The organism is Streptomyces sp. NPDC032126 (assembly GCF_055580085.1).
This window is the reverse complement of sequence record NZ_JBVIMA010000008.1, coordinates 442152-457544: the sequence shown is the minus strand read 5'-3', so window position 1 is coordinate 457544 and position 15393 is coordinate 442152. Positions and strand designations below refer to the sequence as shown.

3 protein-coding genes are annotated in these 15393 nt (G+C 70.6%); all 3 read right to left on the bottom strand.

Going from position 1 to position 15393, the window contains the following annotated elements; genetic code table 11:
• A partial coding sequence (locus tag ACZ5NW_RS29405) for a type I polyketide synthase (RefSeq protein ID WP_468746972.1) occupies positions 1 to 2057 on the bottom strand: 2057 nt, incomplete at its 3' end.
• A gap of 168 nt (positions 2058 to 2225) precedes the next feature.
• A complete protein-coding gene (locus ACZ5NW_RS29400) occupies positions 2226 to 3416 on the bottom strand; it encodes a cytochrome P450 (protein WP_468746971.1) in 1191 nt (396 codons plus the stop codon).
• 98 nt (positions 3417 to 3514) lie between these two features.
• Positions 3515 to 15385: an SDR family NAD(P)-dependent oxidoreductase gene (locus ACZ5NW_RS29395; RefSeq protein WP_468746970.1), complete on the bottom strand. Its 11871-nt coding sequence runs from the start codon at positions 15383 to 15385 to the stop codon at positions 3515 to 3517.
• Between the last annotated feature and the right edge of the window lie 8 nt (positions 15386 to 15393).

Genomic DNA, 15393 nt, shown 5'->3' with positions numbered 1-15393 from the left:
AGCAGGCGGGCGCGGGCGGCGACGAGGGTGCAGGCATCGGCAAGGCTGAGGATGCCGGCCACATGGGCGGCCGTGATTTCGCCGATGGAGTGGCCGATCAGGTAGTGGGGTGTGACGCCGAAGTGCTGGAGGAGTCGGAAGAGGGCGGTCTCCAGGGCGAAGAGGGCGGGCTGGGTGTAGAGGGTGTCTTCCAGCAGGGCTGCCTGTTCGGTTCCCTCTTCGGCCCACATGACCTGGCGTAGAGGCGTGTCGAGGTGCGGGTCGAGCAGTGCGCACACCTCGTCGAGGGCCTGGGCGAACACGGGCTGGCTGTCGTACAACTCCCGACCCATACCCAGGCGTTGGCTTCCCTGCCCCGCGAACAGGAACGCCGTCTTGCCCGCACCGCCAGCTGATCCTCGTACGAGATGGGGATGCTCGTCCCCGTCGGCCAGTGCTTGGAGTCCGGCCAGGAAGTCGTCGCGGTCTTCGGCTACGACGGCGGCCCGCTGCTCCAGATGCGCCCGAGTGGTGGCGAGGGAGAACCCGATATCGGTGAGCGGGAGGTCTCCGCCCGCCAACTCCCTTACTCGCGCCGCCTGTTCCCGCAACGCGCTCTCGCTCTTGGCGGACATTACCCACGCCACCGGCCCACCCGGCGAGTGCGTCACCCCGGCCGCGGCGGCTTCCTCCTCTGGTGCCTGTTCCAGGATGACGTGGGCGTTGGTCCCGCTGATCCCGAAGGACGACACCGCCGCACGCCTGGGCCGGCCCGTCTCCGGCCACGGGCGGGCCTCGGTGAGGAGGGAGACCGCGCCCGCCGTCCAGTCCACCTCGGCCGAGGGTTCCTCGGCGTGGAGTGTGCGGGGCAGCTCTCCTCGGCGCAGTGCCTCGATCATCTTGATCACGCTGGCCACACCCGCCGCGGCTTGCGTGTGGCCGATGTTCGGCTTGATGGAGCCCAGCCACAGCGGCTGTTCCGGGTCCCGGTCCTGGCCGTAGGTCGCTAGCAGCGCCTGTGCCTCGATGGGGTCGCCGAGACTGGTTCCGGTGCCGTGCGCGTCGATGGCGTCGACCTGGTCGGGGGTGAGCCGGGCGTCGGCGAGGGCGGCGCGGATGACCCGCTGCTGCGAGGGGCCGTTGGGCGCGGTGAGGCCGTTACTGGCGCCGTCCTGGTTGATGGCGCTGCCCCGGATGACCGCGAGGACGCGATGGTTCTGCCTGCGGGCCTCGGAGAGGCGCTCCAGTACGAGGACGCCGACGCCCTCGCCCCAGGCGGTGCCGTCGGCGCCGGCGCCGAACGACTTGCAGCGGCCGTCCGGGGCCAGACCGCCCTGGCGGCTGAACTCCACGAAGATGCCGGGCGTCGCCATGATCGTGGCACCGGCGGCGAGCGCCATCCCGCACTCGCCGTTGCGCAGTGCCTGGACGGCCAGGTGCATCGCGACGAGGGAAGAGGAGCAGGCGGTGTCGACACTGACCGCCGGCCCTTCGAGCCCGAGGGTGTAGGCGAGGCGCCCGGACACGACGCTGGCGATCATTCCGGTGAGCAAGTAGCCCTCGGAGGCGCCGGCGTCCTCTTGGAGGAGGGAGACGTATTCCTGTCCGGCGACGCCCGCGAAGACGCCGGTGTCGGTGCCGTGCAGGGCGGTGGGGGCGAGCCCGGCGTTCTCTACGGCCTCCCACGCCGTTTCCAGCAGGAGCCGCTGTTGCGGGTCCATGGCCAGTGCCTCGCGGGGGCTGATGCCGAAGAAATGGGCGTCGAATTCATCGGCGTCGTGGATGAAATGGCCGAGGTTCGTGTACGACTTGCCGCGGGTGGTCGCGTCGGGATCGTAGAGTTCGGCGAGGTTCCAGCCGCGTCCGGTGGGGAATTCGGAAATGGTCTCCGTGCCGCCTGCGACGATGTTCCACAGGTCCTCGGGGGACCGTGTGTCGCCGGGGAACCGACAGGCCATGCCCACCACCGCGATGGGTTCGTGGTTGCGGGACTCGATGTCGTTCAGACGCTGACGGGCCTGGTGCAGGTCTGCCGTGACGCGCTTGAGATACCCGCGGAGCCGGTCCTCGTTCGCCATGTGACGCCCAGCCTTCTCGAATGCCTACCGGTCGGTCACGAACCAGTGGATTGGTGGTCGGAGCATTCATGGTCGAGAAGACGTCTTAAGTGGCTCTTGTTTGGGCCTTATGGGGTGTTGGGAGGATTATTTCCGATGTGTTGTGGGACTGTTTTTCGGGGGACCGGATTACCAGGCGACGGGCAATTCCAGTACACCGTAGGTGTTGTGTCCCACGCGTGTCGCGATGTCCTGGGAATCGTCGGCGAGTCGAAGCCCGGGAAGGCGCCTGAACAGCTCGGGAAGGCCGATCCTCAGCTCGGCGCGGGCCAGGTTGTGTCCGATGCACTGATGGATTCCGTGCCCGAAGGCGAGATGGCTGTTCTCGGTACCGTGGAAGTCGAATACGTCGGGGTCCGGGAAACGCCGGGCGTCACGGTTCGCGGCGGAGATGGACAGCGTCACCGTCTCGCCCTTGCGGACGAGGACGCCGCCTATCTCGATGTCGGCGAGTGCGGCCCGTGAGGTGAACTGCACGATGGACAGATAGCGCAGGAACTCGTTGACCGCCTCGTCCGAGAGGACCGTGACGCCCGTGAGGCCGGCGCGGACCTTCTCGTCCCGCAGCGCCAGATACGTGCCGAGGCTGAACATGTTCGCGGTCGTCTCATGGCCCGCGACGAACATGAGGAAGGCCAGTCCGGTCAGCTCCTCGTCGGTCATCTCGCCGTCGGCGATGAGCACGCTCAGCAGGTCGTCCGACGGATCGCGGTGCTTGCCGCGGACGAGCTCCGCCATGACGGCGTTGGTGGCGCGCACCGCCGCGCCGGCCTCCTCCGGGGGCGTGGCCGGGTCGAGCGTGAGGGCGCGCAGGCGCGAGATCTCCTCGCTGATGCCCGGGTCGGCGCCCAGGAGTTCGGAGATGACCTGCACCGGGATGGGCAGCGCGAAGGAGCCCACCAGGTCGGCGGGCGGTCCCTGCCGTTCCATGGCGTCGATGTGCCGCGCGACGATCCGCTCGATGGCCGGTTCGAGCTGCCGCACCCGGCGCACGGTGAAGTGCCGGTTGAGCGGCTTGCGGTAGCGGGTGTGCTCCGGCGGGTCCATGCCGATGAACATGCCCGGCGGGGCCGGCATGGGCTTGATGGCCATGGGCACCGGGGAGCTCCTGAGCTCGTGCCGGGAGCTGAAGTCGGGGTGGGTGAGCAGCTCACGGCCGAGGTCGTGGTCCGTGACCAGCCAGCCCAGGGTTCCATCGGCGTACGACATCCGGGCGATGGGGCGCTTCTCGCGCAGCTCGCCGAGGGCGTCGGGCGGGCTGAAGGGGCAGCTCCGGGCGGTCGGGAGTCCTTCGATGATGATCTCTTCGCTGTCGGTCATGTCCTTGCCTCTCTCGGTGGGGCGGGGTGGTGGCCGGCCCGGCGGGCCCGATGGTGCGTTCTGCGGTGTGCGCCGGAACGGCGTGTCTCAGAGGGGTCTCACAGCTCGTTCTCGATGAAGTCGAAGATCTCCTCGTCCGAGGCCGTGTCCATCCGGTCGGAGATGTCGCGCGGGTCGGGCGAGGCGGGGTCCGAGGCCGAGGAGCTGTCGGAGCCGTCCAGCCGGAAGAGGAACTCCCGCAGCCGGGAGGCGAGTTTGGCGCGGGTGGCCGCGTCGAGGTCGTCGGTGAGCACGGCCGACTGGAGCCGGGCGAGCTCGGCGAGGGCCGGGGCCTCCGCCATGTCCTCCTCGGGGGCGAGCCGTTCACCCAGATAGGCGGCGAGGGCGGCCGGTGTCGGATGGTCGAAGACGACCGTCGCGGGCAGCCTCAGTCCCGTGGCCGTCCTGAGGTGGTTGCGCAGCTCCACCGCGGACATGGAGTCGAATCCGATGTCCTTGAACGCCTTCGCCTCCTCCACATCGGCGGCCCCACTGTGCCCGAGCACCGACGCGGTGAAGCCGCGCACCGCGTCCAGGAGCAGCCGGCCGCGCTCGGCCGCGCTCTTTCCGGCGAGCCGCTGCGGCAGCGTCGCCGCGGCGGGACCGGAACCCGCGGCGGCCGCCGGCCGCGTACGCGGGCCCACCAGCGCGCCCAGCATCGACGGTACGGCCGCCCCGCCGGACGCCTGGCCGCGCAGCGCCGGCAGATTCAGCCGGGCCGGGACGAGCGAGGCCCGTTCCGAGGCGCAGGCCGCGTCGAACAGGGCCAGGCCCTCCTCGGTGGCGAGCGGCAGCACACCGCTGCGGGCCATGCGCGCCCGGTCGGCGCCGTCGAGCTCGCCGGTCAGTCCACTGGTCTGCGCCCACAGTCCCCAGGCGAGGGACTGGGCGGGCAGGCCCTGGGCGCGGCGGTGCTGGGCGAGCGCGTCCAGGAAGGTGTTGGCGGCCGCGTAGTTGCCCTGCCCCGCGTTGCCGAGCACACCGGCGGCCGACGAGAACAGTGTGAACAAGGCGAGATCCCTGTCCTTGGTCAGCTCGTGCAGGTTCCATGCCGCGTCCGCCTTGGGCCGCAGCACCCGATCCAGGTGCTCCGGAGTGAGTGACGGAACGATGCCGTCGTCCAGGACTCCGGCCGTGTGGACGACACCGGTCAGCGGCCGGTCGTCGGGAATCGCGTCCAGCAGGTCACCGAGCGCCCGCCGGTCTCCCGCATCACAGGCGACGATCTCGATGTCGGCGCCAAGGGCCCTGAGTTCCCGGGACAGTTCGGCGGCCGACTCGGCGTCCGGCCCGCGACGGCTGGTCAGCAGCAGATGCCGTACGCCGTGTTCGGTGACGAGATGACGGGCCGTCAGCGCGCCCAGGGTGCCGGTGCCGCCGGTGACGAGCACGGTGCCGTCGGGGTCCAGCGGCGCGGGGACGGTCAGCACGAGCTTGCCGATGTGCCGTGCCTGACTGAGGTACCGGAACGCCTCCCCCGCCCGGCGGATGTCCCAGGTGCGCAGGGGCGCCGGCACGAGCACACCGCTCTCGAACAGGTCCACCAGCTCGGCGAACATCTCCTGGATCAGATCCGGATCGGTGCCGACCATCGCGAACAGGTCGTACGCCCGGTAGCTCACCCCGGGATGGTCGGCCGCCACCTCCTCGGCGTCCCGCAGATCGGTCTTGCCCATCTCCAGGAAATGACCGCCCTTGGGCAGGGTGCGCAGCGAGGCGTCCACGAACTCATGGGCCAGCGAGTTCAGTACGACGTCCACGCCCTGGCCGTCCGTGGCGTCCAGGACGGCGCGTTCGAAGTCGAGGGTGCGGGAGTTCGCGATGTGGGCGTCGTCGAAGCCGTCGGCGCGCAGCACGTCCTGCTTGGGCGGGCTGGCGGTCGCGAACACCTCGGCCCCCGCATGCCGGGCCAGCTGTACGGCGGCCATGCCGACGCCGCCCGTGGCGGCGTGCACCAGCAGCCGCTGCCCCGCCCGCAGCCCGGCCAGCCGGAACAGGCCGTAGTAGGCGGTCAGGAAGGTCACGGGCAGGGACGCGGCCGCGACGAGGTCGAGACCCGCCGGAACACGGCACACCAGCCGCTGGTCCGCCACCGCGACCGGACCGAGCCCGGTGGTGAACAGCCCCATCACCCGGTCGCCCGGCGCCAACCCGGTCACCTCCGGCCCGACCTCGACCACCACACCGGCGCCCTCGCCGCCGATCACCGCGTCGTGCCCGGGCAGCATGCCCAGCGAGATGAGCACATCCCGGAAGTTGAGACCGGCCGCCCGGAGCGAGACCCGCACCTGACCGGGGAGCAACTCCCGGGCGGCTTCGGGGCATTCCTCGTACACGAGCCGGTCGAGCGTGCCGGTCCCGGCGGCGGCCAGCCGCCAGGCCCGGTCGGCCACGGCACCGGAGAGGAGCGGCGCGGCGGTGGCACCGTCGTCCCTGCCCCCGGCGGCCGGGGTGCGGGCCAGGCGGGGGGCCAGGACCTGCCCGTCGCGGATCGCCGTCTGGGGCTCGGCGGAGGCGAGGGCGAGGAGCAGGAGGTGGGTCGGGTCCGCTGCGGTGGCTGAGGGGTGGCCGGCGTCGGCACCGGTGTCCGGCGTGGGGGTGTGGTCGGTGTCGATCAGGAGGAAACGATCCGGGTTCTCGGTCTGGGCGGTCCGGACCAGCCCCCACACCGCCGACCGGGCGAGATCGAGCACGTCCTCGTCGTCACGGGCGGCCACGGCGCGCCGGGTGACCAGTGCCAGACGCGTGCCGCCGAGCCGGTCGTCGGTGAGGAAGCGCTGGAGCAGCCCCAGGACGGCGTGGGTGGCCCGGTGCGCGGCCGTGCCGGGCTCCGCGGAGGTGTCCGGGTCGGCGCACAGTACGACGGCGGTCTCGGGGACGGCTGCCCGCGCGTCGATCGCCGCGACCAACGCGTCCAGACTCGGGTACGCGTCCACGGAGGCGTCGCCGCCCGTGAAGTCGAGGCCGTCACCGACGAGAGCGAGGGCCTTCGGCAGCAGGGCGTCGTCGACGGGAGCGATCGGCTCCCAGGCGACATGCAGCAGGGAATCCTGGCCGCCGCCGTCCCGCACCACGACCTGCTCGGCGGAGACCGGACGGGTCGTGAGGTCCGCGACGCTGATCACCGGAATGCCGTCGAAGTCGGTGACATCGAGCGACACGGACTGTTGACCGGTGACGGCCAGGTGGACGCGCAGGGCCGTCGGCCGCGTGGAGTGCAGGGAGACCCCGGACCAGGAGAACGGCAGCCGCGCCGCCTCCTCCCCGGTGTCGATGAACGCGCTGACATGGAGGGCGGCGTCGAGGAGGGCGGGATGGACGCCGTATCCGGTGGCGTCGAGGTCGTGGGGGAGCTGGACTTCGGCGTAGAGGTCGTCGCCGTGACGCCAGGCGGCGGTCAGGCCCTGGAAGGCCGGCCCGTACGACAGGCCGAGCCCCGCCAGATGCGTATGGACCTCGTCGACGGCCAGCGGAGACGCGGGCGCCGGGGGCCAGGCGGTGAATCCGGCGTCCGTCCGCGCCTCGGTGTTCTCCGTGGTGGTGAGGGTGCCGCTCGCGTGGAGGACCCAAGGACGTTCTACGTCGGCGCTAGGGCCGTCCGCTGCTGTTGCGGGGCGTGGCCGCGAGTGGATGGTCAGGGAACGGGCCCCGCTCTCCTCAGGCGTACCGACGGCGACGTGGAGGTGGACGGCTTGGTCGTCGGAGAGGGTCAGGGGAGCGTGCAGGGTGAGTTCCTCGATGTGAGGCGCGCCGGTCTGCTCACCGGCGTGCAGAGCGAGGTCGAGGAGCGCGGTACCGGGGACGACCGTGACGCCGTGCACCCCGTGATCGGCCAGCCAGGGGTGAGCGGCGGCGGAGAGACTTCCGGTGAACAAGTGACCTGCCTCGTCGGGGAGTTCGGTCATGGCGCCGAGGAGGGGGTGGGTGGTGGGGGTTTGGCCGAGGTGGGTGGCGTTGGTGGGGGTGGGGGTGTGGTGGAGCCAGTAGGGGTGGTGTTGGAAGGGGTAGGTGGGGAGGTCGATGGGGGTGGGGTGGTGGGGGGTGTAGAGGGTGGTCCAGTTGATGGGGGCGCCGTGGGTGTGGGCGGTGGCGAGGGCGGTGAGGAGGGTGTGGTCTTCGGGTTTGTGGGGGTGGAGCACGGGGACGGCTGTGGCGTCGGTGGTGGAGCGGGTGAGTGTGGTGAGGGTGCTGTCGGGGCCGAGTTCGATGTAGGTGGTGGCGTTGAGGTGGTCGATGGCGGGGTGGAAACGGACTGCTTCGCGGAGCTGTCGCGTCCAGTACTCCGGGGTGGTGAGGTCGTCTGCTTCTGCCGCCTGGCCGGTGAGGGTGGAGACGATGGGGATCGTCGGCGGGTGGTAGGTGAGGGTTTCGGCGACTGCTCGGAAGTCGTCGAGGATGGGGTCGAGGTGGGGGGAGTGGAAGGCGTGGCTGACGTGGAGGGATGTGACCTTCCGGCCCTGCTCGGCGAATGAGGCCGCGATGCGTGCGACGGTGTCGGTGTCGCCGGAGATGACGGTGTTGTTGGGGGTGTTGAGGGCGGCGATGGTGACGCCGTCGTGGCCTTGCAGTGCGGTGAGTACTTCTGTTTCGGTGGCTTGGAGGGCGGTCATGGCGCCACCGGTCGGGAGGTCATGCAGCAGGCGGGCGCGGGCGGCGACCAGGGTGCAGGCGTCGTCGAGGGTGAGGATGCCGGCGGCGTGGGCTGCGGCTATCTCGCCGATGGAGTGGCCGACCAGGTAGTGGGGTGTGACGCCGAAGTGCTGGAGGAGGCGGAAGAGGGCTGTCTCCAGGGCGAAGAGGGCGGGCTGGGTGTAGAGGGTGTCTTCCAGCAGGGCTGCCTGTTCGGTGCCTTCCTCGGCCCACATGACCTGGCGTAGGGGTATGTCGAGGTGCGGGTCGAGCAGGGCGCAGACCTCGTCCAGGGCTTGGGCGAAGACGGGTTGGCTGTTGTACAACTCCCGGCCCATGCCGGGGCGTTGGCTTCCTTGCCCCGCGAACAGGAACGCGGTCTTGCCTGATCCGGCAGCTGATCCTCGTACGAGATGGGGATGCTCGCCCCCGTCGGCCAGCGCGTCGAGTCCGGCCAGGAAGTCGTCCCGGTCCTCGGCTACGACGGCCGCCCGCCGCTCCAGATGCGCCCGGGTTGTGGCGAGGGAGAACCCGACGTCCGTGAGCGGAAGGTCGCCGCTCGCCAACTCCCGTACCCGCGCCGCCTGTTCCCGCAGCGCGCTCTCGGTCTTGGCGGACAGTACCCATGCCGCAGGCCCACCGGGCGCTTCCCGCGTCGGCGTTTCCTGAGCGGGCGCCTGTTCCAGGATGATGTGGGCGTTGGTCCCGCTGATCCCGAACGACGACACCGCCGCCCGCCTGGGTTGGCCCGTCTCCGGCCAGTCCCGCTGCTCATCCAGCAGAGCGACCGCTCCCGCCGACCAGTCGACATGCGGAGTCGGCTCGTCGACGTGCAGGGTCTGTGGCAATACGCCGTGTCGCATCGCCTCGATCATCTTGATCACGCCGGCGACACCGGCTGCGGCCTGGGTGTGGCCGATGTTCGACTTGATCGAGCCCAGCCAGAGCGGCCGCTCGGCATCCCGGTCCTGACCATAAGTGGCGAGCAGCGCCTGCGCCTCGATCGGGTCGCCCAGACTCGTCCCCGTGCCGTGTGCCTCGACGGCATCCACCTGATCGGCGGTCAGTTGGGCGCTGTCGAGGGCCGCCCTGATGACGCGTTGCTGGGAGGGTCCGTTGGGGGCGGTGAGGCCGTTGCTGGCGCCGTCCTGGTTGACGGCGCTGCCTCGGAGGACGGCGAGGATGCGGTGGCCGTGGTGTTGGGCGTCGGAGAGGCGTTCGACGAGGAGGAGGCCGATGCCTTCGCTCCAGCCGGTGCCGTCGGCGGCGGCTGCGAAGGGCTTGCAGCGGCCGTCGGGGGAGAGTCCGCGTTGGCGGCTGAATTCGATGAAGGTGGAGGGGGTGGCCATGACGGTGACGCCGCCGGCGAGGGCGAGGTCGCATTCGCCGTTGCGCAATGCCTGCGCGGCCAGGTGCAGGGCCACGAGTGAGGAGGAGCAGGCGGTGTCGATGGTGACGGCGGGCCCCTCCAGGCCCAGGGCGTAAGCGACACGACCAGAGGCCACACTCGCCGAGGCCCCGATGCCGAGGTATCCCTCGAAGTCCTTGGGGATGTGGTTCTGGAAGCGGCTGCCGTAGTCGCCGTACATGATGCCGGTGAAGACGCCGGTGCAGCTGCCGCGCAGGGATTGGGGGTCGAGCCCGGCGCGCTCCAGCGTTTCCCAGGCGGTTTCCAGGAGGAGGCGCTGCTGGGGGTCGGTGGCGAGGGCCTCTCGCGGGCTCATGCCGAAGAAGTCGGGGTCGAAGTGGTGGGCGTCGTGGAGGAAGCCGCCGTGGCGGGTGTAGCTGGTGCCCGTGTGGTCGGGGTTGGGGTTGTAGAGGGTGTCGAGGTCCCAGCCGCGCGTGTTCGGGAAGGGGGTGATGGCGTCGGTGCCGTCGGCCACGAGTTGCCAGAGTTGCTCCGGCGATGTCACGCCGCCCGGGTAGCGGCAGGCCATGCCCACGATGACGATCGGGTCTTGCTCCGGGGTGGCGCGCAGGGCGGTCGGCTGCCGGGCGCCGACTTGCTTCTGAGCGGGTGACATGGGGAGCTGGGTGGCGATGTAGTGGGCCAGACGAGTCGGCGTCGGGTGGTCGAAGACGAGGGTGGCGGGTAGGCGTAGGCCGGTTGCCGCAGTGAGGCGGTTACGGAGTTCGATGGCCGTGAGGGAGTCCACGCCGAGGGACTGGAATGCGGCGAGGGGGTCGACGGTGTGGCCCTGTGCGTGGCCCAGGACTGTGGCGGTGTGGGCGGAGACCAGGTCCAAGAGTGCCTGGGTCCGTTCCTCCTGGGGGAGGGCGGTGAGTTGGTCGACCCACGGCGAGGACACCGTGGCGAGTTTCGGGCGTGCCGGGACGAGCTGTCGGTACAGCGTGGGGAGCTGATCCACCTGGGCGCGGAGGGCGGCCATGTCCAGCAGCGCCGGGACGAGGTGGGGGTGGGGAGTGGTGAGTGCTGTGTCGAGGTGGGTGAGGGCTTGGTGGGTGGGGAGTGGGTGGATGCCGCTGCGGTTGAGTCGGGCGCGGTTGGTGGTGTCGAGGGTGGCGGTGATGGTGCTGGTTTCCGCCCAGGGTCCCCAGGCGAGGCTGGTGGCGGGGAGTCCTTGGGTGTGGCGGTGGTGGGCGAGGGTGTCGAGGAAGGTGTTGGCGGCGGCGTAGTTGGCTTGGCCGGGGTTGCCGAGGACGCCGGCGGCGGAGGAGTACAGGACGAAGGCGGCCAGGTCGAGGTGCTGGGTCTGGTGGTGGAGGTGCCAGGCGGCGTCGACCTTGGGTTGGAGGACGGTGTGGAGCTGGTCGGGGGTGAGGGTGGCGAGGGTGGCGTCGTCGGTGATGCCGGCGGTGTGGATGACGGCGGTGAGGGGGTGTTCCGCCGGGATGCGGGCGAGGAGGTCCGCGAGTTGGTCGGGGTTGCTGGTGTCGCAGGCGGTGATGGTGACTTGGGCTCCCAAGTCAGTGAGGTCCGCTTGGAGTTGGGTGGCGCCGGGGGCGTTGGGTCCGCTTCTGCTGGTGAGGAGGAGGTGGTGGGCGTTGTGGTGGGTGATGAGGTGGCGGGCGGTGAGGGCGCCGAGGGTGCCGGTTCCGCCGGTGATCAGGACGGTCCCGTCGGGGTCGAGGGGACGGGAGCCGGCGGGAATGTCGGCGTGAGTCAGGCGTGGAACCAGGAGGGCGCCGTCGCGCAGCGCCAATTGGGGCTCCCCGGCCGCTACAGCAGTGTCGAGAAGCCCGACCGGGATCTCGGCGCAGTCGACGTCGAGAAGCAGGAGACGGTCGGGGTTCTCCGACTGAGCCGCGCGGACCAAGCCCCAGACGGCGGACGCACCCAGGTCATGGACACTTCCGCTCCCGTCGGCGGCGACGGCTCCGCGCGTGATGACGAGAAGCCGTGTGGACGCCAGAGCATCGGTGCTCAGGAAATCCTGGAGAACGGCCAGGATGTCCTCCGACGAGCGGTGAGCGGATGCCACCGGGTCCGAGTCCCGTTGTGGGAGCGACGCCACCGCGATGGCGGAAGGAGCCGGGCTCCCGTCGCCGATCGCCGCGATGAGCGACGGGAGGTCGCTGTGTGCATTGACCGGCGACGGGTCATCGTCCCCGGTGGCGACGAGCGAACCGGTGCCCTTGCCGACCAGCGCCCATGCGCCGCCGGCTGCCGCCGCGTCGGGGCGAGGGACGGCCTTCCAGGTGACCTGGAAGAGGGAAGTGCGGTGCGCATGTCGCGTGGCGGCGTGCAGGGTGTCGCCGACAGGGCGCGTGGTGAGTGACTCGATCGTGGCGACGGGCAGGCCGTGCGGGTCCGACACGCTGAGGGACAGGGTGTTGGGCGCCGAGGCCGTGAGCCGCACACGCAGGGCTGTCGCGCCCGTGGCGTGCAGGGTGATACCCGACCAGACGAAGGGCAGCCGTAGGTCGCCGTCGGCCTGCTCGGTGAACGCGGCGGCGTGCAGCGCGGCATCCAGGAGGGCGGGGTGCACGCCGTACCCCGTGGCTTCGACCTCGCGCGGCAGTCCGACCTCCGCGTAGACACTGTCCCCGGCCCGCCAGGCCGAGCGAATTCCTTGGAACAGCTCGCCATACTCGTATCCACGATCCGCGAGGGTGCCGTACAGATCCGTGGTGTCGATGGGGGTGGCCTGCGCGGGCGGCCAAGCGGAGCTCTGGAAGGCCGTATCGGGCGCAGCGGATTCGGCAAGAGTAGTGACCGTCGCGACAGCGTGCCGCGTCCACTCGGAACCGGAGTCCGGGTGGTCTCCCTCAGCCTGGGAGTCGATGGTGAGCGAGTGACGTGCGTCGTCGCCGGAGCCCTCGACCGTCACCCTGATGCGCACGCCGGCTTGCTCGGGAAGGAGGAGGGGTGCCTGAAGCGTCAGTTCCTCGATGTGGTTGTGGCCGGTGTGGTGGGCGGCGTGGAGAGCGAGGTCGAGGAGCGCGGTACCGGGGACGACGACAGTGCCTTGGAGTGTGTGTTCGGCCAGCCAAGGATGGGAGTCGAGAGACAGGCGGCCAGTGAACAGGTGGGCGTCGTCCGGGAGTTCCGTCATCGCGCCCAGAAGCGGGTGGGCTGTGGGGGAGAGTCCGGCGGCGGTGACGTTGTGGGCGCCGGTGGGGCGAAGCCAGTAGGGGTGGTGTTGGAAGGGGTAGGTGGGGAGGTCGGTGCGGGTGGGGTGGTGGGGGGCGTAGATCGTGGACCAGTCGACGGGAACACCGCTGGTGTGGGCGGTGGCGAGGGCGGTGAGGAGGGTATGCGTTTCGGGCTTGTGGGGGTGGAGGAGGGGGACGGCTGTGGCGTCGGTGGTCGTGCGGGTGAGTGTGGTGAGGGTGCTGTCGGGGCCGAGCTCGATGTAGGTGGCGTTGAGTTGCTCGATGGCGGGGTGGAAGCGGACCGTTTCGCGGAGTTGGCGGGTCCAGTAGTCGGGGGTTGTGAGGTCGTCAGGTCCGGCGGCTTCTCCGGTGAGGGTGGAGATGATGGGGATGCGGGGTTGGTGGTAGGTGAGGGTTTCGGCGACGGCGTGGAAGTCGTGGAGGATGGGGTCGAGGTGGGGGGAGTGGAAGGCGTGGCTGACGTGGAGGGATGTGGCCTTCCGGCCCTGCTCGGCGAACGCCGCCGCGATCTGGGCGACAGTGTCGGTGTCGCCGGAGATGACGGTGCTGTTGGGGGTGTTGAGGGCGGCGATGGTGACGCCGTCGTGGCCTTCCAGTGCGGCCAGTACTTCTGATTCGGTGGCTTGGAGGGCGGTCATGGCGCCGCCGGTCGGGAGGTCGTGGAGGAGTCGGGCGCGGGCGGCGACGAGGGTGCAGGCATCGGCAAGGCTGAGGATGCCGGCCACATGGGCGGCCGTGATTTCGCCGATGGAGTGGCCGACCAGGTAGTGGGGTGTGACGCCGAAGTGCTGGAGGAGTCGGAAGAGGGCTGTCTCCAGGGCGAAGAGCGCGGGCTGGGTGTAGAGGGTGTCCTGAAGAAGCCCGGCCTCCTCACTGTCGTCATCGGCGAACATGACGTGCTTCAGGGGTATGTCCAGGTGCGGGTCGAGCAGTGCGCAGACGTCGTCCAGGGCTTGGGCGAACACGGGCTGGGTGTCGTACAACTCCCGGCCCATGCCGGGGCGTTGGCTTCCTTGCCCCGCAAAGAGGAACGCGGTCTTGCCTGCACCGGCAGCTGATCCTCGTACGAGATGGGGATGCTCGCCCCCGTCGGCCAGTGCTTGGAGTCCGGCCAGGAAGTCGTCGCGGTCCTCGGCTACGACTGCGGCCCGCTGCTCCAGGTGCGCCCGCGTGGTGGCCAGCGAGAACCCAATGTCCGCGAGCCCGAGGTCGCCGAACGCCAACTCCCGTACCCGCGCCGCTTGTTCCCGCAGCGCACCCTCGGTCTTCGCGGACAGCACCCACGCCACCGGCCCACCCGGCGTAGGCGTCACCCCGGCCGCCGCGGCTTCCTCCTCCGGTGCTTGTTCCAGGATCACGTGGGCGTTCGTCCCGCTGATGCCGAACGACGACACCGCCGCACGCCTCGGCCGGCCCGTCTCCGGCCACGGGCGGGCCTCGGTGAGCAGAGCCACCGCGCCCGCCGACCAGTCGACATGCGGGGTCGGCTCGTCGACATGCAAGGTCTGCGGGAGGGTTCCATGCCGCATCGCCTGGACCATCTTGATGATGCCTGCGATACCCGCCGCGGCCTGCGTGTGGCCGATGTTGGACTTGATCGATCCCAGCCACAGAGGCCGCTCGGCATCCCGGCCCTGGCCATAGGTGGCGAGCAGCGCCTGTGCTTCGATCGGGTCGCCGAGACTCGTCCCTGTGCCGTGTGCCTCGACGGCATCCACCTGGTCGGCGGTGAGGCGGGCGTCGGCCAGTGCCGCGCGGATGACGCGCTGCTGGGACGGCCCGTTCGGTGCGGAGAGTTGGCTGCTGGCGCCGTCCTGGTTGACGGCGGAGCCACGCAGCACCGCCAGGACCGGGTGGCCGTGGCGCCGGGCGTCCGACAGGCGCTCGACCAGCAGCAGGCCGACGCCCTCGGCCAGCACGGTGCCGTCGGCCGAAGCCGCGAAGGACTTGACGCGGGCGTCATGGGCGAGGCCCCGCTGGCGGCTGAACTCCAAGAGGCCGGCCGCGGTGGCCATGACCGTGACGCCGCCCGCGAGGGCGAGGTCGCACTCGCCGTTGCGCAGCGCCTGGGCCGCCAGGTGCAGGGCGACCAGGGATGACGAGCACGCCGTGTCGACGCTGACCGCGGGGCCCTCGAAGCCGAAGGTGTAGGCGACGCGCCCCGACGCGACGCTCTGCGAACTGCCCGTGACGAGGTAGCCCTCGAACCCCGCGGGCACCTGATGCATCACCCGGGACCCGTACTCGCCGTACATGATGCCGGTGAAGACGCCGGTGCGGCTGCCGCGCAGGGACTCGGGGTCGAGGCCCGCGCGTTCGAAGGTCTCCCAGGCGGTCTCCAGGAGGAGGCGCTGCTGGGGGTCGGCGGCCAGGGCCTCGCGCGGGCTGATGCCGAAGAATTCGGCGTCGAACTCATGGGCGTCGTGCAGGAATCCACCCTCGCGGATGTATATCTTCCCCGCCTTGTCCGGGTCGGGATCGTAGAGCGCGTCGAGATCCCAGCCGCGTTCGGTCGGGAAGCCGGACATCGCGTCCGTGCCGTCGGCGGCGAGGCGCCACAGGTCCTCCGGGGAGCGCACCGACCCCGGGTACCGGCACCCCATCGACACGAGGGCGAGGGGTTCCGACGCACCCGACTCCGCCTCAAGGAGCCGCTGCCGCGTCTGGTGGAGCTCGGCCGTCACACGCTTCAGATAGTCGCGAAGCTTGTCTTCGTTCGTCATGGGGCGTT

Excerpts from the sequence above, each read along its gene's own strand:
- ACZ5NW_RS29400 (WP_468746971.1), bottom strand. The coding sequence starts at position 3,416 with ATGACCGACAGCGAAGAGATCATCATCGAAGGACTCCCGACCGCCCGG.
- ACZ5NW_RS29395 (WP_468746970.1), bottom strand. The coding sequence starts at position 15,385 with ATGACGAACGAAGACAAGCTTCGCGACTATCTGAAGCGTGTGACGGCC.